The sequence below is a fragment of the Klenkia soli genome, from assembly GCF_900103975.1.
Taxonomy (GTDB): Bacteria; Actinomycetota; Actinomycetes; order Mycobacteriales; family Geodermatophilaceae; genus Klenkia; species Klenkia soli.
In genome coordinates, this window is the sequence record NZ_FNIR01000001.1 from 267,600 (window position 1) to 293,683 (window position 26,084).

Genomic DNA, 26,084 nt, shown 5'->3' on the forward strand with positions numbered 1-26,084 from the left:
CCGGGTGCACCCCGACCTCGCCGCGCTGACCGACGCCCCGTTCACCTACGCCGAGGTGGGCGCCACCCGCACCGGCGACCTGCCGGCGGGGGTGCACGTCGTCCGGCGGCGGGCCGTCGTGGGGCAGGGCGACGCCGCGTTCGCCCGCGCCGTGGCCGCGGTGTTCGACTGGGCGCCGCAGCGGCACGCCGGGCTGCGGGTGCGGGCCAGCGGGCCGGCCAGCGAGCCCGGGGCCGTCGTCCTCATGACCGCGGGCCGGCCGCCGCTGGGGCTGCGCATCCCGTGCCGGGTGGTCTGGTCGGTCACCGAGGGCGACCGGCAGGGCTACGCCTACGGCACCATGCCCGGGCACCCGGAGAGCGGCGAGGAGTCCTTCGTCGTCCGCCGCGACGGCGCGGACGTGGTGTTCGAGATGGTCGCCTTCTCGCGGCTGGCGACCCGGGCCGCCCGGCTGGGCGGCCCGGTCAGCCGGGTCCTGCAGTCGATCGCGCTCACCCGCTACACCGGCGCGGTGCGGCGCGCCGCCCGCTGAACGCTCAGGCGGCGCTGGGGCCGAACCGCTCGACCCGGACGGCGGACGGGGCGAACCCCATGCCGACGAGCAGCTGGCTCGCCGACTCCGCGAACCCGGAGGACCCGCACACGAACGCCGTCTGGCCCTCCTCCCACAGCGGGAGCAGGTCCACCGCGGTCAGCCGCGCCGGCGGACGGACGCCGTGCGCCTCACGGGTGAGGACGACGACCGCGCCGGCCGCCAGCAGCTCGTCGGCGTAGGGCAGCTCCGCCAGCGTGCGGGCCGACACGGCCACCCGCAGCAGGTCGAGCCGGTCGGTGGCCACCGCGTGCCGGACCATCGCCACGAGCGGCACCACGCCGGTGCCCCCGCCGACCAGCAGCGCGGGGGTCTCCCCGTCCCAGGCGAACCAGCCGCCGATCGGCCCGCGCACCTCGAGGGTGTCCCCCGGCTCGGCGACGTCGGCGAGGTAGGTGGACACCTCGCCGTCGTCCAACCGCTCGACGAACAGCTCGACCAGCGGGTCCGACGGCGCCGAGGCCACCGAGTAGGACCGCTGCGCGGTGTAGCCGTCCTCGGCGGTCAGCCGCACCACGTAGTGCTGGCCGGGCAGGTGGTCGACCCGGTCGGCGACGTCCAGCCGGAGCTGGACCGACCGGGCGATCGGCCGCTTGAGCCCGGCGATCGTCGCCGTCGTCCAGGGGCCGACGGTCATGCGTCGCCCTGGTAGCGCTGCTGGCGCCACGGGTCGCCGCGGTCGTGGTAGCCGTTGCGCTCCCAGAAGCCCTGCTGGTCCCGCTTGAGGACGTCGAGCTTGGTCACCCACTTGGCGCTCTTCCAGAAGTACAGGTGCGGCACCAGCAGCCGCACCGGGCCACCGTGCTCGATGCTCAGCGGCTGCCCGTCGAACTCCCAGACCAGCCAGGCCTTGCCGCCGACGAGGTCCTCGATCGGCAGGTTGGTCGTGTAGCCGGACTTCGAGGTGGCCATCACGAAGGCGCCCTCGGTCGTGGGGCGGGCGACGTCCCACAGCGAGTCCAGCGAGACCCCGGCGAACCGGGTGTCGAACTTCGACCACGTGGTCACGCAGTGGATGTCGCCGCGGTACTCGCTGGCCGGCAGGGCGTGCACGCCGGCCCAGTCCCAGGTCGTGGGGTTCTCCACCTTCCCGGCCACCGTGATGCTCCAGGTCTCGGGGCTGATCCGCGGTGTGGGCTCGGCGGTCAGCACGGGCCAGTCGGCGCCGACGTCGTACTGGCCGGGGGGCAGCCGGGGGTCGCGGGCGGGGCGGCTGCGGCCGAGGAAACCTCGGGTGGGTCCGGGCACGGTGGCCTCCTTCTCGGGTCGATCCGGGGAACACCGGGCGGGGGTCGATCGTTCCGACCGGTAAGGGTCACCTTGCATGAGACGTGTCACGCCGCGTTCATCTCGGTGTGACCTGTGCATGGTCGTACCGTGGGCGGCGTGGCGACAGTGACGACGCAGCAGGCGGGGCCGCGCAAGGCCCCCAAGACCGGACGGTTCTCGTCCTCGGTCTTCAAGAAGTCCGTGATGGCCGTCTCCGGCATCATCTTCGTGCTCTACCTCATCGCGCACATGGTGGGGAACCTGAAGGCGTTCGCCGGGGCGGACACCTTCAACCACTACTCGGAGTTCCTCCGCGAGCTGGGCGAGCCGATCCTCCCCCGCCTGACCGTGCTGACGATCATCCGCGTCGTCCTGCTGGTCGCGGTCGCCGCGCACATCTGGGCGGCCGTCTCGCTCTGGCGCCAGGCCAAGCGGGCCCGGCCGATCGGCTACGTGACCAAGAAGCGCGTGCAGCAGAGCTACGCCTCCCGCACGATGCGCTGGGGCGGGATCATCCTGATCCTCTTCATCATCTGGCACATCCTCGACCTCACCCTCGGTGCGGTGAACCCCGCCGGACGAGACTCGCTGCCCTACGGCCGACTGGTCGAGGGGTTCCAGAACCCGATCGTCACCATCTGGTACGCCGTCGCACTCGTCGTCCTCGGCTTCCACATCCGGCACGGCGTCTGGTCGGCCACCCAGACCCTGGGCCACAGCAACAAGCGGCGCGAGCGGGCCCTCAACATCTTCGCGACGGCCTTCGCCGTCGTGCTGATCGGCGGCTACCTGCTCATCCCGTTCTCGGTCCTCTTCGGCATCATCGACTGACAGGAGCACCGCCATGGCTCTCGAGCTGTTCCTCGACGGCGACCCGATCGCCGACACCAAGGCCCCCACCGACGTCCCCATCGGGGAACGGTGGAGCGAGCGCAAGTTCCGCGGCAAGCTGGTCAACCCGGCCAACCGCCGCAAGCTGACGATCATCGTGGTGGGCACCGGCCTCGCCGGTGGCTCCGCCGCGGCCACGCTGGCCGAGGCCGGCTACCACGTGAAGTCCTTCTGGTTCCAGGACAGCCCCCGCCGGGCGCACTCGATCGCCGCCCAGGGCGGGATCAACGCGGCGAAGAACTACCGCAACGACGGCGACAGCGTCCACCGGTTGTTCTACGACACGGTCAAGGGCGGCGACTTCCGGTCGCGCGAGAACAACGTGCACCGCCTGGCCGAGATCAGCACGCAGATCATCGACCAGTGCGTGGCGCAGGGCGTGCCCTTCGCCCGCGAGTACGGCGGCCTGCTCGACAACCGCTCCTTCGGCGGTGCCCAGGTGTCGCGCACCTTCTACGCCCGCGGCCAGACGGGCCAGCAGCTGCTGATCGGGGCCTACCAGGCCTTCGAGCGGCAGGTGGCGGCCGGCACCATCGAGACCCACTCGCGCACCGAGATGCTCGACCTGGTCGTCGTCGACGGCAAGGCCCGCGGCATCGTCGTCCGCGACCTGGTCAACGGCGAGGTCACCACGCACCTGGGCGACGCGGTCGTGCTCGGCACCGGTGGCTACTCCAACGTGTTCTACCTGTCCACCAACGCCAAGGGCTCCAACACCACGGCGACCTGGCGGGCGCACAAGCGCGGCGCGCTGTTCGCCAACCCCAGCTACACGCAGATCCACCCCACCTGCATCCCGGTGTCGGGCGACTACCAGTCGAAGCTGACCCTGATGTCGGAGTCGCTGCGCAACGACGGCCGCGTGTGGGTGCCCAAGGAGCGCGGCGACAGCCGGGCCCCCGAGGACATCCCCGAGGACGAGCGCGACTACTACCTCGAGCGCAAGTACCCGGCGTTCGGCAACCTGGTGCCCCGCGACATCGCCTCCCGGCAGGCCAAGAACGTCTGCGACGAGGGCCGCGGCGTCGGCCCCAACGGGCTGGGCGTGTACCTGGACTTCACCGAGGCCATCCAGCGGTTGGGCCGCAAGGCGGTCGAGGCCAAGTACGGCAACCTCTTCGACATGTACGCCCGGATCACCGGCGAGGACCCCTACGCCTCGGGCATGCGGATCTACCCGGCCGTGCACTACACGATGGGCGGGCTGTGGGTCGACTACGACCTCCAGTCCACGATCCCCGGCCTGTTCGTGATCGGCGAGGCCAACTTCTCCGACCACGGCGCCAACCGGCTGGGTGCCTCGGCGCTCATGCAGGGTCTGGCCGACGGCTACTTCGTGCTGCCGAACACGATCACCGACTACCTGGCCGCCGGCCCCTTCGAGAAGGTGCCCGCCGACCACCCGGCGGTCGTCGAGGCCGAGGCCGGCGTGCACGCCCAGGTCGAGAAGTTCCTGTCGATCAACGGCTCGCGCACGGTGGCCTCGTTCCACCGCGAGCTGGGCAAGCTGGTCTGGGACTACTGCGGCATGGAGCGGTCCGCCGAGAGCCTGCGCAAGGCCCTCGACCGCATCCCGGAGATCCGCAAGGAGTTCTGGACCGACGTCAAGGTCGCGGGCACCGCGACGGACTTCAACCAGAACCTCGAGCACGCGGCCCGGGTCGCCGACTTCATCGAGCTGGCCGAGCTGATGTGCATCGACGCGCTGCACCGCGAGGAGAGCTGCGGCGGTCACTTCCGCGTCGAGAGCCAGACCCCCGAGGGCGAGGCCCTGCGCGACGACGAGAACTTCGCCTACGTCGCAGCCTGGGGGTGGACCCCCGAGGGGGAGCCCCCGATCCTGCACAAGGAAGCCCTCGAGTACGAGTACGTCCACCTCGCACAGCGGAGCTACAAGTGATGCAACTGACCCTCAGGGTCTGGCGCCAGCCCTCCCCCGCCGTCAAGGGGAAGATGGCCAACTACCACCTGACCGACGTGTCCCCGGACATGTCGTTCCTGGAGATGCTCGACGTGCTCAACGAGCAGTTGATCCTCTCCGGCGAGGAGCCGGTGGCCTTCGACCACGACTGCCGCGAGGGCATCTGCGGCAGCTGCGGCCTGATGATCAACGGCATCGCGCACGGCCCGGAGCAGACCACCACGTGCCAGCTGCACATGCGGTCCTTCTCCGACGGCGACACCATCGACATCGAGCCGTGGCGCTCCGGGGGTTTCCCGGTCATCAAGGACCTCGTGGTCGACCGGTCCGCCTTCGACCGGATCATCTCGGCCGGCGGCTTCATCTCGGCCCCGACCGGCACGGCCCCGGACGCGCACGCCACCCCGGTGCCCAAGGTCGACGCGGACGCCGCCTTCGACGCGGCCACCTGCATCGGCTGCGGCGCCTGCGTGGCCGCCTGCCCCAACGGCTCGGCGATGCTGTTCACCGCCGCCAAGGTGACCCACCTCGGCCTGCTCCCCCAGGGCCAGCCCGAGCGCGACACCCGCGTGGTGCGCATGGTCGCCCAGCAGGACGCCGAGGACTTCGGCGGCTGCACCAACATCGGCGAGTGCTCCGCGGTGTGCCCCAAGGGCATCTCCATGGAGACCATCTCGCGGCTGAACCACGACCTGCTCGGTGCCCTCCGCGCCGGCGGGGTGCCGACGAGCTGATCACCACGTAGTTCGGTAAGGGCGGTGGACCTCGGTGTCCACCGCCCTTTTCCGTCGTCCTGGACCGATTCGACGACGGATTCCCCATTCGGGCGTCATCGGTGCCACCATGGGGGGCCACCGACGACGTGAGGGGTTCTGCGATGACCGACCTGCTCGACCAGACCGCGCTGCAGCAGCGCCGCCACCTGGTCACCGAGATCCCCGGCCCGCGCTCGGTCGAGCTCATGGCCCGCCGCAACGCGGCGGTCTCGGCCGGGGTCGGCACGACGCTGCCGGTGTTCGTGGCCCGGGCCGGCGGCGGGGTGATCGAGGACGTCGACGGCAACACCCTCATCGACCTGGGCTCGGGCATCGCCGTGGTCAGCGTGGGCAACGCCGCGCCCCGGGTGGTCGAGGCCGTGCAGGCGCAGGTCGCCGACTTCACCCACACCTGCTTCATGGTCACGCCCTACGAGGGCTACGTGGCGGTCTGCGAGGCACTGGCCGAGCTGACCCCCGGCGACCACGCGAAGAAGAGCGCGCTGTTCAACTCCGGCTCGGAGGCCGTGGAGAACGCGGTCAAGATCGCCCGGCACGCCACCGGCCGGCAGGGCGTCGTGGTCTTCGACCACGCCTACCACGGGCGCACCAACCTCACGATGGCCCTGACCGCGAAGAACATGCCCTACAAGCACCGCTTCGGACCCTTCGCCGGCGAGGTGTACCGGGTGCCGATGAGCTACCCCTACCGGGACGGGCTGTCCGGCGCCGACGCCGCGGCCCGCGCGATCTCCCAGATCGAGGTGCAGGTCGGGGCGGGCAACACTGCGGCGGTGCTGGTCGAGCCGGTGCAGGGCGAGGGCGGGTTCATCGAGCCGGCCCCGGGCTTCCTGACCGCGATCAGCGAGTGGTGCACCGCGAACGGCGTCGTGTTCATCGCCGACGAGATCCAGTCCGGGTTCTGCCGCACGGGCGAGTGGTTCGGCTGCGACGCCGAGGGCGTCGTCCCCGACCTGGTCACCACCGCGAAGGGCATGGCCGGCGGTCTGCCGCTGGCGGCGGTGACCGGCCGCGCCGAGATCATGGACGCCGTCCACCCGGGCGGGCTGGGCGGCACCTACGGCGGCAACCCGGTGGCCTGCGCAGCCGCGCTGGGCTCGATCGCGACCATGCGCGAGGACGACCTGAACGGGGCGGCCCGGGCGATCGGCGAGCGCATGCTGCCCCGGCTCCGCGCGCTGGCCGAGCGGTTCCCGGCGGTCGGCGACGTCCGCGGGCGGGGCGCGATGATCGCCCTCGAGCTCGTGCGGCCGGGCACCACCGAGCCGGACGCCGCGCTGGCCGGCGCGGTCGCGAAGGCCTGCCACGCGCAGGGCGTCGTCGTCCTCACCGCCGGGTCCTACGGCAACGTGCTGCGCTTCCTGCCGCCGCTGGTCATCGGGCACGACCTGCTCGACGAGGCCCTCGACGTCATCGAGGCCGCCTTCGCCGAGGTGGCCGGGGCCTGACCACCCGGCTCGGCACGGATCCTTCGCATTCCCGTTGCGGAAGGCGGAGGATCCGCACCGAGGCCCGTCAGGTCAGCGCCGAACCGAGCCGTGCGGGTCGATCACGTACTTCTGCGCGGCGCCCCTGTCGAAGTCCGCGTAGCCCTGCGGTGCGTCGTCCAGGCTGATCACGGTGGCGTTGACCGCCTTCGCGATCTGCACCTTGTCGGCCAGGATCGCCTTCATCAGCCCCAGGTTGTAGCGCATGACGGGGCACTGGCCGGTGGTGAACGAGATCGACTTCGCCCAGCCGGTGCCCAGGCTCAGCGACAGCGCACCCACCTTGGCCGCCTCGTCGATGCCGCCCGGGTCGCCGGTGACGTACAGCCCGGGGATGCCGATCGCCCCACCGGCGGCCGTCACCTCCATCAGCGAGTTCAGCACCGTGGCCGGGGCCTCGCCGGCGTCCGCACCGTGCCCGCGGGCCTCGAAGCCGACCGCGTCGACGGCGGCGTCGACCTCGGGCACCCCCAGCAGCTGCTCGAGCTGGTCCTGCGGGGAGCCCTTCGAGACGTCGACGGTCTCGCAGCCGAAGCTGCGGGCCTGGGCCAGCCGCTCCTCGTTGAGGTCGGCCACGACCACGACCGAGGCGCCGAGCAGCTGGGCCCCCACCGCCGCGGCCAGCCCGACCGGCCCGGCCCCGGCCACGTAGACCGTCGAACCGGGCTTGACCCCGGCGGTCACCGCGCCGTGGAAGCCGGTCGGGAAGATGTCGGACAGCATGGTCAGGTCGAGGACCTTCTCCATCGCCTGGTCCTTGTCGGGGAACCGCAGGAGGTTCCAGTCGGCGTACGGGATGGTCACGTACTCGGCCTGCCCGCCGACCCAGCCACCCATGTCCACGTAGCCGTAGGCCGCGCCCGGGCGGGCCGGGTTCACGTTCAGGCAGATGCCGGTCTTGCCCTCCTTGCAGTTCCGGCACCGCCCGCAGGCGATGTTGAACGGCACCGAGCACAGGTCCCCGACCTCGATGAACTCGACGTCGCGGCCCTTCTCGACCACCTCGCCGAGGATCTCGTGGCCCAGGACCAGGTTCGGCGGAGCCGTCGTGCGGCCGCGGACCATGTGCTGGTCGCTGCCGCAGATGTTGCTGGTGACCACCTTCAGGACCACGCCGTGCTCGAGCGTGCGCCCCACGTTGGCCGGGTTGACCCCCGGCCCGTCCTTGAGCTCCAGGCCCGGGTAGTCGATCGACTGCACCTCGACCTTGCCGGGTTCGATGTACGCCACGCCCCTGTTGCCAGCCATGCGTCTGCTCCTCGCTCCGGTCGTGCTCGCCGCACACCCGGTGCCCCCGACCCCGGACGCGCCTGACCCGTGCAGTGTGGCGCACCCCACAAGGGGGCTCGCCTCCTGCGGCGCGGACCTCTAGCGTCCTGTTCCGTGAAGAAGCTGATCAACGATCCCGCCGACGTGGTCGCCGATGCCCTGCGGGGCATGGCCGCCGCCCACCCCCGGCTCCGCGTGGACCACGAGAACCGGGTGGTCTTCCGGGGTGACGCGCCGGTGCAGGGCAAGGTCGGGCTGGTCTCCGGCGGCGGCTCGGGCCACGAGCCCATGCACGGCGGTTTCGTCGGCCCCGGCATGCTCGACGCCGCCTGCGCCGGCGAGGTGTTCACCTCCCCGGTGCCCGACCAGATGGTGGCCGCGACCCAGGGCGTGGACGGCGGGGCCGGCGTCCTGCACATCGTGAAGAACTACACCGGCGACGTCATGAACTTCGAGATGGCCGCCGAGCTGGTCGCCGCCGAGTCCGGCACCGAGGTCGTCACCGTGGTGGTCGACGACGACGTCGCCGTGACCGACAGCCTCTACACGGCCGGTCGACGCGGGGTGGGGACGACGGTGCTGCTGGAGAAGATCGTCGGCGCCGCGGCCGAGGAGGGCCGCCCCCTGGCTGCCGTCGCCGACCTGGCCCGCCGGATCGACGACAGCGGCCGCAGCATGGGGGTCGCGCTCACCTCGTGCACCGTCCCCGCCGCCGGCAAGCCCACGTTCGACCTGCCCGAGGGCGAGATGGAGATCGGCATCGGCATCCACGGCGAGCCCGGCCGCCGCCGGGTGCCGCTGGCGCCGGCCCGCGAGGTGGCGCAGATGCTGGTCGAGCCGATCCTGGCCGACCGGGAGTTCACCGACGGCGTCATCTGCTTCGTCAACGGCCTGGGCGGCACCCCGCTGCTCGAGCTGTACGTCGTCTACGCCGAGGTCGCCTCGATCCTGGAGAAGGCCGGCATCGGCATCGCCCGGTCGCTGGTCGGGCCGTACATGACCAGCCTCGAGATGGCCGGCTGCTCGGTGACGCTGCTGCAGGCCGACGACGAGCTGCTGCGGTTGTGGGACGCCCCGGTCGACACCCCCGGGCTGCGGTGGGGCGCGTGAACCCCGAGCAGCTGACCGCCTGGCTGCAACGCTTCGCCGAGCTGGTGCACGAGCAGAAGGACGAGCTCACCGCCCTGGACTCCGCGATCGGGGACGCCGACCACGGCTCGAACATGGACCGCGGCATGACCGCCGTCGTCGCCGCGCTGGCCGAGGCTCCCCCGGCCGACGCGGCCGCCGTCCTGAAGAAGACCGGCACCACCCTGGTCTCGAAGGTCGGCGGTGCGTCCGGTCCGCTGTACGGGACGCTCTTCCTGCGGATGGCCGGGGCCGCGGACGGCGGGTTCGCCCCCGCGCTGCGGGCCGGGTTCGAGGGCGTGCTGGCCCGCGGCAAGGCCGAGCCGGGCGACAAGACGATGGTCGACGCCCTGGGCCCGGCCTGCGACGTGCTGGACGCCGGGGGCTCGCTCGCCGAGGCCGCGCAGGCGGCCGCCGACGGACGCGACGCCACCGTCCCGCTGGTCGCCCGCAAGGGCCGGGCCAGCTACCTGGGTGAACGGAGCGCCGGGCACGCCGACCCGGGCGCAACCTCCACCGCCCTGCTGCTGCGGGCCGCCGCCGAGACGCTGTCGTGACGGTCGGGATCGTCGTCGTCTCGCACAGCCGGGCGCTGGCCGACGCCGCGGTCGAGCTGGCCCGGCAGATGCTGCCCGGGCGTCCGCTGACGATCGAGGTCGCGGCCGGCACCGAGGACGGCGGGCTGGGCACCGACGCGATGGCGGTGTCCGAAGCGATCGCGGCGGCCGACACCGGCGAGGGCGTCGTCGTCCTCATGGACCTGGGCAGTGCGGTGCTGTCGGCCGAGACGGCGCTGGAGTTCCTCGAGGACGACGTCCGGGAGCGGGTGCTGCTGTCGGCCGCGCCGCTGGTGGAGGGGTTGGTCGGCGCGGTCGTGGTGGCGGCCGGCGGGGCGACGCGCGAGCAGGTGGCCGCCGAGGCCGCCCGCGGGTTGGCGCCGAAGGAGGCCCAGCTGCGCTGAGATGACCTAGCCTGCTCGCTGTGACTCCCCTGAGCGGCCCCGCCTGATGGCCAGCGGCCTGTTCGCCCTCTTCGACGACGTCGCGGCGCTGGTGCGGTTGTCCGCCGCGTCGCTGGACGACATCGGTGCCGCCGCGGGCCGGGCCGGGGTCAAGGCGGCCGGTGTGGTGGTCGACGACGCCGCGGTGACGCCCCGGTACGTGCAGGGGCTGGAACCGAAGCGTGAGTTGTCGATCATCTGGCGCATCGCCAAGGGGTCCATCCGCAACAAGCTGCTGATCATCCTGCCGGCGATCCTGCTGCTCTCGCAGTTCCTCCCGTTCCTGCTGACCCCGATCCTGATGTGCGGCGGTGTCTACCTCTGCTACGAGGGCGCCGAGAAGCTGTGGGAGAAGGTGTCCGGCCACCACCCCGCGGAGGCGGCCGCCGGCGACGCGGACGTCGACCCCGCCGAGCGGGAGAAGACCGTGGTGTCCGGCGCCGTGCGCACCGACTTCATCCTGTCGGCCGAGATCATGGTGATCGCCCTCAACGAGGTCGACACCGAGCCGTTCGTGTCGCGGGCGATCATCCTGGTCGTCGTCGCGCTGCTGATCACCGCGCTGGTCTACGGCGTCGTCGCGCTGATCGTGAAGATGGACGACGCCGGCATCGCGCTGGCGGCGAGGAGGTCGACCGCGGTCGCCACGTTCGGGCGCGGTCTGGTGAAGGCCATGCCGATCGTGCTGGCCACCCTGGCGACCGTCGGCATCGCCGCCATGCTGTGGGTCGGCGGGCACATCCTGCTGGTCGGCGCCGACGAGCTGGGCTGGACCTGGCCCTACCACCTGGTGCACCACGTCGAGGTGGCGGTGCACGACGCGACCGGGGCGCTGGGCGGGGTGCTCGGCTGGCTCACCAACACCGCGCTCTCGGCGGTCGTGGGCGTCGTGGTGGGCGCCGTCGTCGTGGCCGTGCTGCACGTCGTCCCGAAGCGCGGCGGCCAGGCCGCCGCGCACTGACTCATCCGCCGCGGGCGAAGAGCTCCGCGGCCTGGGCGTCGTCCACGAACGGGTACTTGACCTTGAACTGGGTCAGGGCGTCGGGCACGGACAGCACGTGGGTCGCGCGCCTCCCCGCCGCGTCGACGGTCTGCACGGTCACCATGTCGTCGTTGATCGGCACCCAGTGGGTCTGCGCGTAGTCGGTGAACACGTTCGGCACCCCGCGACCCTACGACCGGTCAGACCGCGACGGCGAGGTCCAGCGGCCGGTCCTCCAGCGCCTCGGTGACCGCGGTGCTCAGCCAGCCCGCCGCGGAGAACAGGTCGCCGTCCCCGGGGTCGGCCGAGAGGGTGGCCGCGGCGAGGCCGAGCCGGTGCAGCGCGTCGCAGACCGTCGTCGTCATGCCCTGGGTATCGGCAGGTCGGCCCGTAATCTCGACACCGTGGATCGACGACGTTTCCTGGCGCTGACCCTGGCCGGTGGTGCGGCCGTGACGGGCTGCCGGGCGACGCCGTCCGCGGCGCCCGCGACGACGACGACCACCTCGGCGCCGCCGACGACCACCCCGCCCACCACCACCCCACCGGCCCCGACGTTCCCGGCACCGCAGCTGGTCAAGGTGCCGATCCCGCCCGGCGAGCTCACCGGCCTGCCCGGCGACGGTTCGCTGCTGGCCTGGACGGTGGACGACGGCGACGACACCACCGTGGTGCGCGACTACACGCAGTTCGCGAAGGACACCGGCACCCGGCTGACCTACTTCCTCAACGGGTCCAAGCCGTCGTGGACCGACAACGCCGCGCTGCTGGAGCCGCTGGTCGCCTCGGGGCAGATCCAGCTCGGCAACCACACCTGGAGCCACGCCGACCTGACGTCGCTGTCGACGGCGGGCATCCAGGACGAGCTGCAGCGCAACCACGACTTCGTGCTCAGCACCTACGGCGTGGACATGCGGCCCTACTACCGGCCGCCCTACGGCTACCGCGACGCCAGCACCGACGCCGCGGCCGCCGAGATCGGCTACACCTGCCCGGTGCTCTGGTACGGGTCGCTGTCGGACTCCGGGCTGCTCACGCCCGAGGCGATCGTCGGCTTCGCCGACCAGTGGTTCCTGCCCCAGCACATCGTCATCGGGCACCTGAACTTCACGCCGGTGACGACGGTGTTCCCGCAGCTCAGCCAGATCATCGCCGACCGCGGGCTCACCACGGTCACCCTCGACGACGTGTTCGAGAAGCCGACCGCGGGCTGACGGTCAGGGGCGCTCCGGGCCGCGGGCGTAGGCCGCGCCGGGGACGAGGTCGGTGCCGAGCAGCTGGCTCACGGTCACGAAGGTGAACCCGCGCTGCTGCAGCTGGGCGACCAGGCCGGGCAGGGCGTCCACGCTCGAGGGGTGGATGTCGTGCATGAGCACGATCGAGCCCGGCACGGCGCCGGCCAGGGCCCGGGTGGTGGTGATCCCGGCGTCGCGGTTCTGCCAGTCCAGGGTGTCGACGTCCCAGGTCACGGCCGACTCACCGCGGGCGGCCAGCTCACCGAGCACGGCGTCGTCGTAGTCGCCGTAGGGCGGACGGACGATCGTCGGGGGTGCGCCGCCGGTCGCGGCGGCGACGGCGTCGGAGGTCCGGTCGAGCTCGGTGTCCACCTGGGCCGCGCTCAGGGTCGTCAGCTGCGGGTGGTCCCAGCTGTGGTTGCCGATCTCGTGGCCCTCGGCCGCTGCGCGGGCGACGAGCTGCGGCCGGGCGGCGACGTTATGGCCGACGACGAAGAACGTGGCGTGCACGCCGGCCGCAGCCAGCTCGTCGAGGAGCCGGGCGGTGTACGGGCCGGGGCCGTCGTCGAAGGTCAGCGCGATGCAGGACTGCACGGCGCAGTCGACCGCCCCGGTGGCGGCCGGCGCTCCGGACGACGGGGTGGCCGACGCCAGCTCGTCGACGACCCGCCGACCGGCCGGGCTGAGCCAGTCGGCGGCGCGGGCCGCGGGCACCAGCACGGCGGTCTCCCCCGCAGCCGGCGCCGCGGGCGGCACGACGGCGACCAGCGAGCCGTCGCCCTGCACCCGGAGGTCGTCGAGCAGGGCGGGGCCGGGCGCCGCCCCGCCCTGCAGGGTGTCGGTGACCGCCGCGGTCAGCGCCGTCCGGCCGTCGTCGGTGAGCAGCTCGGGCGAGGTGACCACCTCCCCGGTGCCCTCGCCGGTGCCCTCGCCGTCCGGGCGGACGGCGTGGGCCGTGGCCGCGGTCCGGGTCGGATCCGTGCCCTGCTGGACGGCGGAGATCGTGGCGATCCGCAGCCCGACGGCCCGTCCCCCGGCGGCGACCAGGTCGGTGGTGACGGTCAACCGGCCGTTGCGGGCCTTCTCGTCGGCGATGGCCTGCAGCCGCGCGGTGTAGCCGGCGACGACCCCGGCGACCACGCCGGCGGCGACGTCCCGGTAGCCGGGCACGCCGGGGACGTCGTAGGTGGTGGTGAACCGGGCGTCGCGCGGGTCGCCGCTGGACCCCGGGACCGCGAGGAGATCGGGTGCCGCGGACATCGGCAGCCCGGCAGGCACCGCGACCACCGACGGGTCGGGCACGGGTGCAGCCGTGGTCGACACCGGCGCGCCGACCGGTGGCTGCGCCCCGCCGGAGCACCCGGCCACGACGACGGCGGCCAGCAGCACCCCGCACCACCGCGACCCGGCACGCAGCACCGCGACCTACCCCGTCGGACGTCCACCCCGACCAGCCGACCGGGCCGGGTGATGGTGCCACGCCCGGCCCTCCGGACCGCTGCGACGAGGTCCGGGAGGATGGTCGGCATGGGGTCCTCGGTCGTCCAGCTGGGCCCCGGCCTCGTCGTCGCCCTCGTCGCGCTGCTGGCGCTGGGGGTCGTGGTGGGCCGGTCGTCCGGCCTGGGCCAGGAGCGACCGGTCCTGCGGGCCTGCCTCCGGGCGGCGGCCCAGCTCGCCGTCGTGTCTTCGCTGATCGTGGTCGTCGTCGGGTCGCTGTGGGCGTCGGCCGCCTTCGCGGTCCTCATGCTGTGCGTCGCCGCGGCGACCTCGGCCGGCCGGGTCACCGGTGGTCCTGCCCGGGGTCGGGGAGCAGCACGCCGGGCCCTCCGGCTGGCCGCACCCCTCGCCGCGGGGGTCCTGCCGGTGCTGGCGCTGGTGCTGGCCAGCGGGGCGGTCCCGCTGCGCGGGGAGGCCGTCGTCCCGGTCGCAGGGATCGTCATCGGCGGGGCGATGGCGGCGACCTCCTTGGCCGGACGGCGCATGCTCGACGAGCTGGAGCAGCGGCACGGCGAGGTCGAGGCCGCGCTCGCGCTGGGGTTCCTGCCCCGGGACGCAGCGCTGCTGGTGGCCCGACCCGTCGCCGCCACCGCCCTGGTGCCCGCGCTGGACCAGACCCGCACCGTCGGCCTGGTCACGCTGCCCGGCGCCTACGTCGGCGTCCTCCTCGGCGGCGGCAGCGCCCTGCAGGCAGGTGCTGCCCAGCTCCTGGTGCTGGTGGGTCTGCTCGCCGCGGAGGTCATCGCCGTCTGGGTCGTCACCGAGCAGGTGACCCGGGGCGCCGTCCGCCGCTGCGGCACCACGCCCTGATGCCACCGATCGGACGAGCCGGAACCTCCACCGGCACCCGCTGACGACGTGCACGGTCTCCACGTCGCCGGGGCGTCGTCCGTGATCTGGTGCTCCCATGACAGACGACAGCGCAGTCCACCAGCCGAGCCTCCCCCGAACCGCCGGCGAGGACGGCACCGGCGCCACGACCGAGGTGGTCGAGACCGCGGCCGGGCCGTTCGAGGTGCTGACCCGGCCCGGCACGACCGAGCCGGTGCTCGCGGTGCACGGCGTGTCCAGCAACAACCGGCTGTGGTCCTGGGTCCTCGACGCCGCGCCGGAGGTGAGCGTGGTCGCCCCCGACCTCGCCGGCCGCGGCGGGACACCGGCCCGACCCGGCCCGTCCTCGGTGCCCGCGCACGCCGAGCAGCTGGTCGCGCTGCTCGACGCGCTGGGGCTCGACCAGGTCCACCTGCTCGGCATGTCGCTGGGCGGCTTCGTCGTCGCCGAGCTCGCCGCCCGGCACCCCGACCGGGTCCGCACCGTCACCCTGGTCGACGGCGGGCTGCCGCTCGAGGTCGGCGAGCAGGGGCCGCCGCCGGCGGAGGCGGTCGCGCCGAAGCTCCGCGCGCAGTACGCCACCGACCAGGTCTGGACCGACGAGGCGGCCTACCTCGTGCACTACCGGGGTGGCGTCGCGCCGCTGACCGGGGACGACGACCCGCGCATGCTGGCCCTGGTGGCGCACGACCTGGCGGCGGTCGACGGCGGGGTGACCGTGCACCGCGACCTCGAGACGGTCGTCGCCGACGCCGTCTCGGTCTTCACCTCCACGGCTCCGGCCGAGGCCCTCGCGGCCGTGCGGGCGCCGATCAGGCTGGTCCACGCACCCTGGAGCACCGGGGCCGGCTCGCCGCCGATGTACGCGGCCGCGCACGTGGCCGGCCTGGTCGCCGCGACCCCGGCGATCGTCTCCGCCGAGCTGGTGGACGCGGTCGACCACGCCGCGATCATCATGACCGACCACGGCGCGGCGGCCTGCGTCGCGGCGCTGCGGGCCAACCTGGGGACGTGAGGCACGGGTGTGGACAGACCCCCCGTACCGGAGTGCGTTCCGTGGAGAGGTTGCCCATCGTCCGGCCAGCCCGGGGTGCTTAGCGTCACAGCACCCGGTGCAGACGAGCCGGCTCGAACCAGGAGAGACCATGGCGACCAGCGAGATCCCGACCACCGCCCTGCCGGGCGACCCCACCGGGGCGGCCCCGGCACCCGCGCCCCGGATGCGGCGGATGTCGACCGGGCTCCTGCTGGTCTACGTCGCGATCCTCGCGGTCAACTCGGGCGGCAACGGCATCCTGCTGCCGAACATCGTGGCGGGGATCGACGAGGCCGGGAAGATCGGCAACCTCGCGATCGTCACCACCGTCGCCTTCATCGCCAACATCTTCGCCCAGCCGATCGCCGGCGCCCTGTCCGACTCGACCCGGTCGCGCTTCGGCCGCCGCACCCCGTGGATGGTGGGCGGCGCGCTGCTCACGAGCGGGTTCCTCGTGGGCCTGCCGATGGCGCAGTCGGTGCTCACCGTCGCGCTGGTGTGGCTCGTGGTCCAGGTCGGCGTCAACGCCCTGCAGGCCGCCGCGACGGCCATCGTGCCCGACCGCTACCCCGCGGCCCGCCGCGGCGGCGTCTCCGCGATGATCGGGGTCGGCATCACCATCGGCAACGCGGTCGGGGTGGCCGTCGCCGGCAGCACCGCCACGCAGGGTTCGCTCCCCTACGTCGTCCTGGCCGGGCTCGTGCTCGTCGTCGTCGGCGTCTTCGTCCTGGTCAACCGCGACGAGCCCAGCACGCACCTGCCCCGCGAGCGCACCGGTGCCCGGGAGTTCCTGCGCGGGTTCTGGGTCAGCCCCCGCCAGCACCCCGACTTCGCCTGGGCCTTCGCGTCCCGCTTCCTCATGGTGATCGGGTTCTACGGCGCGCAGACCTACGGCCTCTACATCCTGCGCGACTACATCGGCCTGGGTGACGAGGAGTCCAACTCCTTCGCCGCCACGATGGGCGTCGTCCTGCTCGTGGGGGTCCTGGTCTCGGCGTCGGGCAGCGGCTGGCTCTCCGACCGGGTCGGCAGGCGCAAGCCCTTCATCGTCTGGTCCTCGGTCGTCATGGCGGTCGCCCTCGCCGTCCCCCTCGTCATGCCGACGACCACCGGCATCCTGGTCTACGCCTTCCTGCTGGGCCTCGGGTTCGGGACCTACATCTCCATCGACCTCGCCCTCATGACCGAGGTGCTGCCCGCCCGCCCCGGCAGCAGCAGCGCCGGTCGCGACCTGGCGATCCTGGGTCTGGCCACCACCCTCCCGCAGGCGATGAGCCCCTCGATCGCCGCCGGCCTCGTCACGCTCACCGGTGGATACCCCGTGCTCTTCGTCTCCGGCATCGTCTTCGTCATGCTCGGCGCGATCGCCATCCGCCCGGTCAAGGCCGTGCGGTGAAGCTGGCGACGCAGGTCCACGGCGCAGGCCCGCGCCGGCTCGCCCTGGTGCACGGGCTGGGGGCCGACGGCGCGACCTGGCGCGGGCTCACCGAGCGCCTCGTCGCCGCGGGCGGGGTCACCGTCACCACGGTCGACCTGCGCGGGCACGGGGGCAGCGACCGGGCCACCGACTACTCCGTCGGCGCGTTCGCCGACGACCTCGTCGAGACCCTGCCTGTCGGGCTGGACGTCGTCGTCGGCCACTCCCTGGGTGGCTCGGTGCTCGAGCGGGCGGTCGCGCGGCTGGCACCGGCGTCCGCGGTCTACCTCGACCCCGGCTTCCGGCTCGGGCTCCCGACCGGGGGCCTCGCCGGGCGGCTGTTCTGGGCCACCGCGCCGGTGGGTCTCGCGGTGGCCGCGCTCGCCCAGAAGCGGCGCAGCCGCGGTCGTCCGGCCCCGTCGCCGGAGGACGCGCGGCTGCGGGACGCGGCGACCGCGCGGTTCGACCGCGGGATGGCCCTGCGCGTCTTCCGCGACGTCGCGCACTCGCCGGCGCCGATCGCCGCTCCCGCGGTCCCCTCGACGATCGTGCTGTCCGACGACTCGCCCGCCGTCCTCCCGGACCCGACGGCGTCGCGTCTGGAGGCACTGGGCTGGGACGTCCGGCGGCTGACCGGGGTCGGCCACGACTTCTGGCTCCAGGACGCCGACCGGACCTGGACGTCGGTGCGCGACCTGCTCCTCGGCAGCCGGGTTCGCTAGACGTTGAAGCGGAACTCCACCACGTCGCCGTCGGCCATGACGTACTCCTTGCCCTCGATGCGCACCTGGCCCTTGGTCTTGGCCGCGGCCATCGAGCCGGCGGCGACCAGGTCGTCGAAGGAGACGACCTCGGCCTTGATGAAACCGCGCTGGAAGTCGGTGTGGATGACCCCGGCGGCCTGCGGCGCGGTGGCGCCGACCGGGATGGTCCAGGCCCGGGACTCCTTGGGGCCGGCGGTCAGGTAGGTCTGCAGGCCCAGGGTGGCGAAGCCGACGCGGGCGAGCTGGTGCAAGCCCGGCTCGTCCTGGCCGACGGCGGCCAGCAGCTCGGCGGCCTCCTCGTCGGGCAGCTCGGCCAGCTCGGCCTCGGTCTGCGCGTCGAGCACGATCGCCTCGGCCGGGGCGACCAGGGCGCGCAGCTCGTCGAGCAGCTCGGTGTTGGTGAGCTCGTCGGAGTCCACGTTGAACACGTAGAGGAACGGCTTGGTGGTCATCAGGCCCAGCTCGCGCAGCGGCTCGGCGTCCACACCGGCGCTGAAGAGGGTCTGCACGCCGTCGAGCACCTTCTGCGCCTCGACCGCGGCGTCGTGCAGGGCCTTGCGGTCCTTGTCCTTGCGCATCTCCTTCTCCAGCCGCGGGATCGCCTTCTCCAGCGTCTGGAGGTCCGCGAGCAGGAGCTCGGTGTTGATGGTCTCGATGTCGTCCTTCGGCGAGACCTTGCCGTCGACGTGCACGACGTCGGGGTCGGTGAACACCCGGATGACCTGGCAGATCGCGTCGGACTCCCGGATGTTGGCCAGGAACTTGTTGCCCAGACCCTGGCCCTCGCTGGCCCCGCGCACGATGCCGGCGATGTCGACGAAGGACACCGTGGCCGGGATCTGCTTGGTGCTGCCGAACACCTCGGCCAGCTTCGCGATGCGCTCGTCGGGGACACCGACCACACCGACGTTGGGCTCGATGGTCGCGAACGGGTAGTTCGCGGCCAGCACGTCGTTCTTGGTCAGCGCGTTGAACAGGGTCGACTTGCCGACGTTGGGCAGACCGACGATGCCGATGGAGAGAGCCACGTCGGACCAGGGTACGGGCCCGGGTGGGTCAGCCGACCGCCACCGCGCCACGACGCAGCGCCGTCGCCCGGTTCTCGGCCGCCCGCTGCCACGCCCCCAGCCACAGCGGGACGCTGTGCTCGGTGAGGTGCTGGTCGAGCACGACCTGGTGGGCGGCCCGGGCCTGCTCCCGGCGCCACTCGTCGTCCCGCACGGCCTTGGTCAGCGCCTTCGCCCAGTCCTTGGGCGCCTTGGCGCGCCAGCCCAGCCCCAGCCGCTCGTACTCCGCGCTGGCCGAGCGCACCGAGTAGACCCCGCGGGCCGAGTACTCGAGCACCTTCAGCCAGCTCTTCGCGGTGTTGAACTTGTCGATGCGCAGCGGGGCGACGCCGACGTCGAACAGCTCGCCGATGGCCTGGATGTAGGCGTCGACCTCGGGCAGCCACAGCACCTCACGGGGGTCGGTGGTCAACCCCAGCCGCTGCTGCATGTCGAACTTCTGGCCGAGCACGGTGAAGCGGCTGCTCCCCGCGGTGGCCGAGAGCGCCTGCTCGAGCCCGGAGCCCATCACCTGCAGGTCGTAGGGGTGGCCCAGCACGTTGCCGGTCCACCCGATCTCGACGACGTCCGACGTCCGCTCGTAGGCCGGCGGGAGCTCGGCGAGCCGCCGCGGGATGGCGTTGGGGACGACGGCGCCACGGCCGTGGCGGGCGTACTCGTCGCGCAGCGCCGGCGTCGTCACGGTGACCATGTCGGCCTCCCGCGCGCAGTCCGCGGCCCGCTGCGCCAGCCCGCTGCGCACGATGCCGTGGCCCTGGTGGCCGAAGGGGACGCCGGAGAGCAGGTCGTCGATCTCGACGACGACGGCGACCCCCCGCGCCTGCAGGATGCGCATGCACTGCAGCAGCTCCACCGTCTTGGGCAGCTGCAGCACCACGACGTCGGCGCCCTGGTCGTCGACGTCGAGGACGACGGAGTCGGCGCCCCGGCTCATCGTCGTCGAGAGCCCCTGGGCCACCGTCACGCGCACCCCGACCCCGGCCTCGTTCACGGCGCGGGCCGGCTCCTCGACCCGGTGGTAGCTGAGGCCGGAGTACTTGGTCTTGCAGATGAGGACGTCCATGCCTGCTGCCTGCCTGTGCGACGAGGGGAACCGATCACGACCCTCATCGGCAGCCTCACCCCGAGCCGGCACCACCGTGTCCGATTCCCGCCAGAGCTGCTCGGGCACCGCTGGCATGCTCGGTGCCGTGACCGAGCTGCTGGAGGGACGCGGGCTGGACGCCGAGCGCTGCTACCGCGCGGTGGCCAGCCGGGACGCGCGGTTCGACGGCTGGTTCTTCACCGCCGTCCGCACCACCGGCATCTACTGCCGCCCGTCGTGCCCGGCCCGCACCCCGCTGGCGGGCAACGTCGAGTTCCACCCCACCGCGGCCGGCGCGCAGTCGGCCGGCTTCCGGGCCTGCCGGCGGTGCCGCCCCGATGCCGTCCCGGGGTCGCCCGAGTGGGACGTCCGCGCCGACGTGGTCGCCCGTGCGATGCGGTTGATCGCCGACGGCGAGGTCGAGCGGAGCGGCGTGGCGGGGTTGGCCGCCGCCCTGGGCTACAGCGAGCGCCAGCTGCACCGCCTCGTCGTCGGGGAGCTCGGCGTCGGACCGCTGGCCCTGGCCCGCGCGCAGCGGGCGCAGACCGCCCGGGTGCTGCTGGAGACCACCGACCTGCCGGTCGGCGACATCGCCTTCGCCGCCGGGTTCGCCAGCATCCGGCAGTTCAACGACACGGTGCGCGAGGTGTTCGCCACCACGCCGAGCGCCCTGCGCGGTTCCCGCCGCCCGGCCGCCGGGCCCTCGGGGTGGCTGACCCTCCGGCTGGCCGCCCGGGCCCCGTTCTGCGCCCCGGAGGTGCTGCTGTTCCTGGGCGGGCACGCCGTCGCCGGGCTCGAGGAGTGGGACGGCGAGACCTTCTCCCGGGTGCTGGACCTGCCGCACGGGCCCGGCGTCGTGCGCCTGTCCCCCGCGGCGGACGGCACCTCGGTGACCGCACGGCTGCGGCTGGCCGAGCTGCGCGACCTGGGGGTCGCCGTCGCCCGCTGCCGGCACCTGCTGGACCTGGACGCCGATCCGCTGGCCGTCGACGAGGTCCTGGCCACCGACCCCGCACTGGCCGGGCTCGTCCGCGCGGCCCCCGGGCGTCGGGTGCCCACCCACCCCGACGCCGCCGAGGCCGCCGTCCGGGCCGTGCTCGGCCAGCACGTCTCGCTCGCCGGCGCCCGCACCTTCACCGCCCGGGTGCTGGCCGCCGCGGGCACCCCGCTGCCCGAGCCGGTGGGCACGCTGACCCACGCCTTCCCCCGGCCCGAGGCGCTCGTCGACGCCGACCTCGCCGCGGTGGGGCTCACGGGGAACCGCCGCCGCACCGTGCACGCCCTCGCCGCCGGCCTGGCCGACGGGGACGTCGACCTCGGTCCCGGGGCCGACCGGGTCGAGGCCGGTCGCGCGCTGCTCGCCGTCCCCGGGATCGGCCCCTGGACGGTCGCCCTGGTCGCGCTGCGCGGGCTGGGCGACCCCGACGTCTGGCTCCCCGGGGACCTCGCGCTGCGCCGGTCGCTCACCGCGCTCGGCAGCTCCGACGCCGAGGCCGCCACCCGCTGGCGCCCCTGGCGCTCGTACGCCGTCCTGCACCTGTGGGCGATGTCCGCCCCGACCCTCTTCACCCGCCACCCGACACCGGAGGTCCCGTCGTGACCGCGCTGCACGCCACCACCGCCACCCCCATCGGCCCCTTCACCGTCCTGGTCGACGAGGCGACCGACGCCGTCCTGGCCAGCGGCTGGACCGCGGAGGTCGACGACCTGGTCCCGGTCGTGCACCGCTCGCTGCGCCCCGCCGCGGTCGTGGCCGCCGACCGGCTGCCCGTGCTGGACGTCGTCGACGCCTTCCACGCCGGGGACGTCGCGGCCATCGACGGCGTCGTGGTGTCGCAGCGCTCGGGCCCGTTCCTGCAGGAGGCGTGGCAGGTGCTGCGCACGGTGCCGGCCGGCCACCCGGACAGCTACGCCGGGTTCGCCGCCCGGTGCGGCCGCCCCGCCGCGGTCCGCGCGGCGGCGGGCGCCTGCGCGCGCAACGCCGCCGCGCTCTTCGTGCCGTGCCACCGGGTGCTGGCCACCGGTGGCGGCCTGGGCGGCTTCCGCTGGGGGACGCCGGTCAAGCGCTGGCTGCTCGACCACGAGGCCGCCCACGCCGCCTGAACTGTCGTACCCCTGGGGCAGCCTGCCGGGCATGGACGCCGCTGCCCTGCTGCTGGGCCTGCTGATCGGTGCACTGCTGGCCACGGCGGTGACGCTGGGGGCCGTCGCCCTCCTCCGTGCGCGCGCACCGCGACCCGACGGGCTGGAGCCCGTGCACGAGTCGCTGGACCACCTGCACCGGCTGCTGGCCGGCATCGAGCGCGACCGGGCCACCGCCCACGGCGAGCTGCGCGAGCAGGTGGGCACCGTCGGGCAGACCTCGGCGCAGCTGCGGCAGGAGACCGCCGCCCTGGTCACCGCGCTGCGCACGCCGCACGTCCGCGGCCGGTGGGGCGAGGTGCAGCTGCGTCGGGTGGTCGAGGTCGCCGGGTTGCTGGAGCACTGCGACTTCGTCCAGCAGCCCGCGGCGGTCAACGACGTCGGCGCCGGGGTGCGTCCCGACCTGGTGGTCACCCTCGCCGACGGCAAGCAGGTCGTGGTCGACGCCAAGGTGCCCTTCGCCGGCTGGATCGAGGCGGTGCAGGCCACCGACGAGGCGGTCCGGGTCCAGCGGGTCGCCGACCACGCCCGCCAGCTGCGCACGCACGTCGAGGCGCTGGCCGCCCGCCGCTACCCGACGGCGTTCGACTCGGCCGCACCGTTCACGGTGCTCTTCGTGCCCTCCGACGGTTTCCTGACCACCGCGCTCGAGGCCGAACCGGGCCTGCTCGAGCACGCCTTCGGGCGCGACGTCGTGATCGCCACGCCCAGCACCCTCCTGGCCCTGCTGCGCACCGTCGCCTACTCGTGGCGCACCGAGCGCCTGGCCCGGGACGCCGCCTCGGTGCTCGAGGTCGGCCGGCAGCTGCACACCCGGCTGGGCACCCTGTCGGGCCACCTCACCCGGCTCGGCTCGGCCCTGGGCTCGGCCGTCGGCCGGTACAACGACACCGTGGGCAGCTACGAGCGGTCGGTCCTGACCACCGCCCGCCGGTTCGACGACCTCGGCGTCGCCGCGGTCCCGGTCCCGCAGCCCCCCGCCCTCGAGGCCCAGGTGCGCGAGCTGCGCCCGGTCACCGACAGCCGGCCCGACGACGACCTCCGCTTCGGCTGACCAGGGCCGCGCCGACACCCCGACACCGGTCACGGCCGACGTCCAGCCCCTGGACAGGTCCGGCCGTTACCGTGGCGTGACCGATCGGCGGCCATGCATGGGTGCTGCCGGGAGCGAGGGGGTGCAAGATCGCACCGATCAGTGCTGTCGAGTCCAGGCGGGAGGGTGCTGTGCGCGCCGAGCGCAGCCAGCGGGACGAGCTGGGTGGCGGCATCCCGCTGCCCCGGTCGCAACCGCCGCGCAGCCGGGCGGGCCACGACGAGTGGTCCCCCGCCCGCCCCGACCCCCGCAGTCCCCGCCCCCCGCGGCCGGCTGCGGGCGACCGCCCCCGCACGGCACGCCGCACCGCGCCGCCGCAGCGCGGCATCCGCGGTGCCCTCGGCGTCCTCGGGGCCTTCCTGGTCACCCTCGCCGGGGCCGGCGCCGACTCCCTGCTCGGCGTGGGCCTGGGCACCCTCACCACGATCGCCCTGGTCGGTTCGGTGGTCGTCGCCACGCTGCTGGTGCGGCGCCGCGACCTCGGCACCCTCGTCGTCGCCCCGCCCCTGGTCTTCGTGGGCGTCGCCGTCGTCAACATCGTGCTGGCGCCGTCGGCGACCTTCTCGCTGCCCACGATCGCCACGCTGCTGATCCGCGGCTTCCCGGCGATGGCCATCGCCGTCGCGGCGGCCCTGGTCATCACCGTGGTCCGGCTGGTCGCCCGCCGCTGACCCCAGCCGCACACGCAGCAGGCGCCCTCCCGGTCATCCGGGAGGGCGCCTGCTGCGTGCGGGGCTCAGTCGGCGGCGGTGTCGACCGCGAGTGCCTGCTTGCGCTGCTTGAGCTCGTGCGGGAGCGCGAAGACCAGCCGCTCCTCGGCGGCCTTCACCGTCTCGACGTCGGGGTAGCCGCGCTCGCCGAGCCAGTCCAGCAGCTCGGCGACGAGCACCTCGGGCACCGAGGCGCCGCTGGTGACCCCGACGGTGGAGACGCCCTCGAGCCACGCCTCGTCGACCTCGGAGGCGTAGTCGACCAGGTACGAGGCCCGGGCCCCGGCCTCCAGCGCCACCTCGACCAGCCGCACCGAGTTCGACGAGTTGGTCGAGCCGACCACGAGCACCAGGTCGCACTCGCCGGCCATCTGCTTGACGGCCTGCTGCCGGTTCTGCGTGGCGTAGCAGATGTCGTCGCTGGGCGGGGCCTGCAGGCCGGGGAACCGGCCCTTGAGCCGGTCGACGGTCTCGAGGGTCTCGTCGACCGACAGCGTGGTCTGGGACAGCCACACGACCTTCTCGGGGTCGCGCACCTGGACGTTGGCGATGTCGTCGGCGCCGTCCACCAGCTGGGTGCGCTCGGGGGCCTCGCCCATCGTGCCCTCGACCTCCTCGTGCCCGCGGTGGCCGATCAGCAGGATGTCGAAGTCCTCCTTGGCGAATCGCTGGGCCTCCTTGTGCACCTTGGTCACCAGCGGGCAGGTGGCGTCGATGGTGCGCAGCGAGCGGGCCGCCGCCTGCTCGTGCACCGCCGGGGACACCCCGTGCGCGCTGAAGACGACGACCGCACCCTCGGGCACCTCGTCGGTCTCCTCGACGAAGACCGCGCCGCGGCGCTCCAGGGTGGCCACCACGTGCTTGTTGTGCACGATCTGCTTGCGGACGTAGACCGGCGCCCCGTGGATCTCCAACGCCTTCTCCACGGCGATCACCGCCCGGTCCACCCCGGCGCAGTAGCCGCGGGGATCGGCGAGCAGGACACGTCCGCGAGCTTCAGGCATGGCTCCACGGTAACCGCGCCGGTGCCCGGGAGCGCGGGTCCGCCGCCGCTGGGGCACGCTGGGGGCATGGCCCGTGAGATCCCCGAACCCGTCCGCGCCGTGGCCGGACTGGCCGCCACCCTGCTCGACGAGGCGCGCAAGCTGCCCGCGACGCTGCCCGCCCTGCCGGTGCGGGCCATCGGCCTGGCCATGCAGACCACGCTGCGGCTGCAGCAGGAGTACTCCGGGCTGGTGGCCCGCGGCGACGAGGTGCTCACCGGCCTCCGCGGCGACGCCGAGCCCGGGCTGGCCACCTTCGACGACGACGTGGACGACGTCGCCCCCGCCACACCGGGTGGCGGTCTCGGGTCGCGCACCTCGGCCTTCGACCGGGTGCCGGTGGACGTCGAGGACTCCTTCGACAGCGAGCCCGAGCCGGAGACCCCCCTGGTCGTGGTCGACGAGGCCGCTGCGGTGGGCGACGACGACCTGACCGACGAGACGCTGGCCGCCGAGGAGCTCGTCGCGACCGGGCTGACGGCCGAGCTGGGTGGCGTCGAGCTGTCCGACGCCGACGTCGCCGCCCTCCCCGACGACCCCGCCGCCGACGAGATCACCTCCACCGTCGACGAGCTGGCCGTGAACATGAGCGACGACGCCGCCGAGGACGACGCGATGATCGCCGCCTCGGAGAAGGCGATCGAGGCGGTGCACGAGGCGGCCGCCGAGGCGCCGGTCACCGGGTACGACGGGTTCACCATCGCGCAGCTGCGCGGCCGGCTCCGCGGCTACCAGCCGGTCACGGTCGAGGAGCTGCTGGCCTACGAGCAGGCCCACGAGGCCCGTCCGCCCTTCCTGACCCTGCTGCGCAACCGGCAGGAGAAGCTGCAGCGCGAGCAGGGCTGAGCCG

Annotated in this window: 28 protein-coding genes; 19 read left to right on the plus strand and 9 right to left on the minus strand. The window is 73.7% G+C overall.

Annotated features, from left to right (window positions below; all coding sequences use genetic code 11):
• Positions 1–4 precede the first annotated feature (4 nt).
• Positions 5–532 (plus strand): DUF1990 family protein, encoded by a 528-nt coding sequence (locus BLS67_RS24265; protein WP_242653705.1) that lies wholly within the window; start codon positions 5–7, stop codon positions 530–532.
• 4 nt (positions 533–536) lie between these two features.
• Here BLS67_RS24265 and BLS67_RS01395 read toward each other — a convergent pair whose 3' ends face one another.
• A complete protein-coding gene (locus BLS67_RS01395; RefSeq protein ID WP_091238295.1) occupies positions 537–1,229 on the minus strand; it encodes an FAD-binding oxidoreductase in 693 nt (230 codons plus the stop codon).
• Positions 1,226–1,840, minus strand: a complete 615-nt coding sequence (locus BLS67_RS01400; protein ID WP_091238298.1) for a sulfite oxidase-like oxidoreductase — start codon at positions 1,838–1,840, stop codon at positions 1,226–1,228. Before BLS67_RS01400 ends, BLS67_RS01395 begins: the two co-directional genes overlap by 4 nt.
• Before the next feature lie 138 nt (positions 1,841–1,978).
• Here BLS67_RS01400 and BLS67_RS01405 point away from each other — a divergent pair, with 138 nt between their 5' ends.
• From BLS67_RS01405 to gabT, 4 genes are all read left to right on the plus strand, one after another.
• A complete protein-coding gene (locus BLS67_RS01405; protein WP_091239182.1) occupies positions 1,979–2,692 on the plus strand; it encodes a succinate dehydrogenase cytochrome b subunit in 714 nt (237 codons plus the stop codon).
• Positions 2,693–2,705: 13 nt separating this feature from the next.
• Positions 2,706–4,652: a fumarate reductase/succinate dehydrogenase flavoprotein subunit gene (locus tag BLS67_RS01410; RefSeq protein WP_091238302.1), complete on the plus strand. Its 1,947-nt coding sequence runs from the start codon at positions 2,706–2,708 to the stop codon at positions 4,650–4,652.
• Positions 4,652–5,407 carry a succinate dehydrogenase/fumarate reductase iron-sulfur subunit gene (locus BLS67_RS01415; RefSeq protein ID WP_091239186.1) on the plus strand — a complete coding sequence of 252 codons (756 nt, stop codon included), beginning with the start codon at positions 4,652–4,654 and terminating at the stop codon, positions 5,405–5,407. The genes BLS67_RS01410 and BLS67_RS01415 overlap by 1 nt, the downstream gene beginning before the upstream one ends.
• A 143-nt stretch (positions 5,408–5,550) precedes the next feature.
• The gene (gene gabT, locus BLS67_RS01420; RefSeq protein ID WP_091238305.1) at positions 5,551–6,897 is read left to right on the plus strand and encodes a 4-aminobutyrate--2-oxoglutarate transaminase; all 1,347 of its coding nucleotides are present in this window, start codon (positions 5,551–5,553) and stop codon (positions 6,895–6,897) included.
• Between the two features lie 72 nt (positions 6,898–6,969).
• Here gabT and fdhA read toward each other — a convergent pair whose 3' ends face one another.
• Positions 6,970–8,184: a formaldehyde dehydrogenase, glutathione-independent gene (gene fdhA / locus BLS67_RS01425; RefSeq protein ID WP_091238308.1), complete on the minus strand. Its 1,215-nt coding sequence runs from the start codon at positions 8,182–8,184 to the stop codon at positions 6,970–6,972.
• A gap of 135 nt (positions 8,185–8,319) precedes the next feature.
• On the opposite strand from fdhA, the gene dhaK reads away from it, so the two are divergent.
• Genes dhaK through BLS67_RS01445 form a run of 4 tightly spaced genes read left to right on the plus strand, consistent with a single transcriptional unit; the run spans position 8,320 to position 11,294 of the window.
• Positions 8,320–9,315, plus strand: coding sequence for a dihydroxyacetone kinase subunit DhaK (gene dhaK, locus BLS67_RS01430; protein WP_091238311.1), 996 nt, complete (start codon positions 8,320–8,322; stop codon positions 9,313–9,315).
• On the plus strand, positions 9,312–9,890 hold the full coding sequence (gene dhaL, locus BLS67_RS01435; protein ID WP_091239189.1) for a dihydroxyacetone kinase subunit DhaL: 579 nt from the start codon (positions 9,312–9,314) through the stop codon (positions 9,888–9,890). Before dhaK ends, dhaL begins: the two co-directional genes overlap by 4 nt.
• Entirely contained in the window at positions 9,887–10,294 is a 408-nt protein-coding gene (gene dhaM, locus BLS67_RS01440) for a dihydroxyacetone kinase phosphoryl donor subunit DhaM (protein WP_091238314.1), read from the plus strand. Before dhaL ends, dhaM begins: the two co-directional genes overlap by 4 nt.
• Positions 10,295–10,340: 46 nt before the next feature.
• The gene (locus BLS67_RS01445; protein WP_091238317.1) at positions 10,341–11,294 is read left to right on the plus strand and encodes a DUF808 domain-containing protein; all 954 of its coding nucleotides are present in this window, start codon (positions 10,341–10,343) and stop codon (positions 11,292–11,294) included.
• 1 nt (position 11,295) lies between these two features.
• Here BLS67_RS01445 and BLS67_RS01450 read toward each other — a convergent pair whose 3' ends face one another.
• Positions 11,296–11,496, minus strand: coding sequence for a hypothetical protein (locus tag BLS67_RS01450; RefSeq protein WP_091238320.1), 201 nt, complete (start codon positions 11,494–11,496; stop codon positions 11,296–11,298).
• Positions 11,497–11,515: 19 nt separating this feature from the next.
• Positions 11,516–11,680: a hypothetical protein gene (locus BLS67_RS23625; RefSeq protein WP_165617430.1), complete on the minus strand. Its 165-nt coding sequence runs from the start codon at positions 11,678–11,680 to the stop codon at positions 11,516–11,518.
• 39 nt (positions 11,681–11,719) lie between these two features.
• Between BLS67_RS23625 and BLS67_RS01455 the strand changes: the two genes are divergently transcribed.
• A complete protein-coding gene (locus BLS67_RS01455; protein WP_091238325.1) occupies positions 11,720–12,529 on the plus strand; it encodes a polysaccharide deacetylase family protein in 810 nt (269 codons plus the stop codon).
• Positions 12,530–12,532: 3 nt separating this feature from the next.
• On the opposite strand, the gene BLS67_RS01460 is transcribed toward BLS67_RS01455, so the two are convergent.
• Positions 12,533–13,969, minus strand: a complete 1,437-nt coding sequence (locus BLS67_RS01460; protein WP_091238328.1) for a polysaccharide deacetylase family protein — start codon at positions 13,967–13,969, stop codon at positions 12,533–12,535.
• Positions 13,970–14,077: 108 nt separating this feature from the next.
• On the opposite strand from BLS67_RS01460, the gene BLS67_RS01465 reads away from it, so the two are divergent.
• The 4 genes from BLS67_RS01465 to BLS67_RS01480 all read left to right on the plus strand — a co-directional run bounded on the left by BLS67_RS01465 (position 14,078) and on the right by BLS67_RS01480 (position 18,053).
• On the plus strand, positions 14,078–14,857 hold the full coding sequence (locus BLS67_RS01465) for an ABC transporter permease (protein WP_091239193.1): 780 nt from the start codon (positions 14,078–14,080) through the stop codon (positions 14,855–14,857).
• Between the two features lie 97 nt (positions 14,858–14,954).
• The gene (locus BLS67_RS01470) at positions 14,955–15,893 is read left to right on the plus strand and encodes an alpha/beta fold hydrolase (RefSeq protein ID WP_091238331.1); all 939 of its coding nucleotides are present in this window, start codon (positions 14,955–14,957) and stop codon (positions 15,891–15,893) included.
• A 130-nt stretch (positions 15,894–16,023) separates the two neighbouring features.
• Positions 16,024–17,310, plus strand: coding sequence for an MFS transporter (locus BLS67_RS01475; RefSeq protein WP_091238335.1), 1,287 nt, complete (start codon positions 16,024–16,026; stop codon positions 17,308–17,310).
• A complete protein-coding gene (locus BLS67_RS01480; protein ID WP_091238338.1) occupies positions 17,307–18,053 on the plus strand; it encodes an alpha/beta hydrolase in 747 nt (248 codons plus the stop codon). The genes BLS67_RS01475 and BLS67_RS01480 overlap by 4 nt, the downstream gene beginning before the upstream one ends.
• Here the strand turns inward: BLS67_RS01480 and ychF are convergent.
• Positions 18,050–19,123 (minus strand): redox-regulated ATPase YchF, encoded by a 1,074-nt coding sequence (gene ychF, locus BLS67_RS01485; protein ID WP_091238341.1) that lies wholly within the window; start codon positions 19,121–19,123, stop codon positions 18,050–18,052. The two genes, BLS67_RS01480 and ychF, sit on opposite strands and share 4 nt — an antisense overlap.
• A 28-nt stretch (positions 19,124–19,151) precedes the next feature.
• The gene (locus BLS67_RS01490; protein WP_091238345.1) at positions 19,152–20,225 is read right to left on the minus strand and encodes a glycosyltransferase; all 1,074 of its coding nucleotides are present in this window, start codon (positions 20,223–20,225) and stop codon (positions 19,152–19,154) included.
• 127 nt (positions 20,226–20,352) lie between these two features.
• Here BLS67_RS01490 and BLS67_RS01495 point away from each other — a divergent pair, with 127 nt between their 5' ends.
• The 4 genes from BLS67_RS01495 to BLS67_RS01510 all read left to right on the plus strand — a co-directional run bounded on the left by BLS67_RS01495 (position 20,353) and on the right by BLS67_RS01510 (position 24,152).
• Entirely contained in the window at positions 20,353–21,846 is a 1,494-nt protein-coding gene (locus BLS67_RS01495) for an AlkA N-terminal domain-containing protein (protein ID WP_278247096.1), read from the plus strand.
• Complete coding sequence (locus tag BLS67_RS01500) at positions 21,843–22,349, plus strand: methylated-DNA--[protein]-cysteine S-methyltransferase (RefSeq protein WP_091238353.1); 507 nt, start codon at positions 21,843–21,845, stop codon at positions 22,347–22,349. Before BLS67_RS01495 ends, BLS67_RS01500 begins: the two co-directional genes overlap by 4 nt.
• Before the next feature lie 31 nt (positions 22,350–22,380).
• On the plus strand, positions 22,381–23,442 hold the full coding sequence (locus BLS67_RS01505; RefSeq protein WP_091238356.1) for a DNA recombination protein RmuC: 1,062 nt from the start codon (positions 22,381–22,383) through the stop codon (positions 23,440–23,442).
• A gap of 170 nt (positions 23,443–23,612) precedes the next feature.
• Complete coding sequence (locus tag BLS67_RS01510) at positions 23,613–24,152, plus strand: DUF6542 domain-containing protein (protein WP_091238360.1); 540 nt, start codon at positions 23,613–23,615, stop codon at positions 24,150–24,152.
• A gap of 65 nt (positions 24,153–24,217) precedes the next feature.
• Here BLS67_RS01510 and BLS67_RS01515 read toward each other — a convergent pair whose 3' ends face one another.
• On the minus strand, positions 24,218–25,195 hold the full coding sequence (locus BLS67_RS01515) for a 4-hydroxy-3-methylbut-2-enyl diphosphate reductase (RefSeq protein ID WP_091238363.1): 978 nt from the start codon (positions 25,193–25,195) through the stop codon (positions 24,218–24,220).
• A 66-nt stretch (positions 25,196–25,261) separates the two neighbouring features.
• Here BLS67_RS01515 and BLS67_RS01520 point away from each other — a divergent pair, with 66 nt between their 5' ends.
• Positions 25,262–26,080 (plus strand): lipid droplet-associated protein, encoded by an 819-nt coding sequence (locus BLS67_RS01520; protein WP_091238367.1) that lies wholly within the window; start codon positions 25,262–25,264, stop codon positions 26,078–26,080.
• The last annotated feature ends 4 nt before the right edge of the window (positions 26,081–26,084 follow it).

What these genes read in the sequence shown, in the direction of transcription:
- BLS67_RS01395 (WP_091238295.1), bottom strand. Translation starts at nt 1,229, where the DNA reads ATGACCGTCGGCCCCTGGACGACGGCGACGATCGCCGGGCTCAAGCGG.
- BLS67_RS01410 (WP_091238302.1), top strand. Translation starts at nt 2,706, where the DNA reads ATGGCTCTCGAGCTGTTCCTCGACGGCGACCCGATCGCCGACACCAAG.
- BLS67_RS01415 (WP_091239186.1), top strand. Translation starts at nt 4,652, where the DNA reads ATGCAACTGACCCTCAGGGTCTGGCGCCAGCCCTCCCCCGCCGTCAAG.
- gabT (WP_091238305.1), top strand. Translation starts at nt 5,551, where the DNA reads ATGACCGACCTGCTCGACCAGACCGCGCTGCAGCAGCGCCGCCACCTG.
- fdhA (WP_091238308.1), bottom strand. Translation starts at nt 8,184, where the DNA reads ATGGCTGGCAACAGGGGCGTGGCGTACATCGAACCCGGCAAGGTCGAG.
- BLS67_RS01445 (WP_091238317.1), top strand. Translation starts at nt 10,341, where the DNA reads ATGGCCAGCGGCCTGTTCGCCCTCTTCGACGACGTCGCGGCGCTGGTG.
- BLS67_RS23625 (WP_165617430.1), bottom strand. Translation starts at nt 11,680, where the DNA reads ATGACGACGACGGTCTGCGACGCGCTGCACCGGCTCGGCCTCGCCGCG.
- BLS67_RS01465 (WP_091239193.1), top strand. Translation starts at nt 14,078, where the DNA reads ATGGGGTCCTCGGTCGTCCAGCTGGGCCCCGGCCTCGTCGTCGCCCTC.
- BLS67_RS01470 (WP_091238331.1), top strand. Translation starts at nt 14,955, where the DNA reads ATGACAGACGACAGCGCAGTCCACCAGCCGAGCCTCCCCCGAACCGCC.
- BLS67_RS01475 (WP_091238335.1), top strand. Translation starts at nt 16,024, where the DNA reads ATGGCGACCAGCGAGATCCCGACCACCGCCCTGCCGGGCGACCCCACC.
- BLS67_RS01490 (WP_091238345.1), bottom strand. Translation starts at nt 20,225, where the DNA reads ATGGACGTCCTCATCTGCAAGACCAAGTACTCCGGCCTCAGCTACCAC.
- BLS67_RS01505 (WP_091238356.1), top strand. Translation starts at nt 22,381, where the DNA reads ATGGACGCCGCTGCCCTGCTGCTGGGCCTGCTGATCGGTGCACTGCTG.
- BLS67_RS01515 (WP_091238363.1), bottom strand. Translation starts at nt 25,195, where the DNA reads ATGCCTGAAGCTCGCGGACGTGTCCTGCTCGCCGATCCCCGCGGCTAC.
- BLS67_RS01520 (WP_091238367.1), top strand. Translation starts at nt 25,262, where the DNA reads ATGGCCCGTGAGATCCCCGAACCCGTCCGCGCCGTGGCCGGACTGGCC.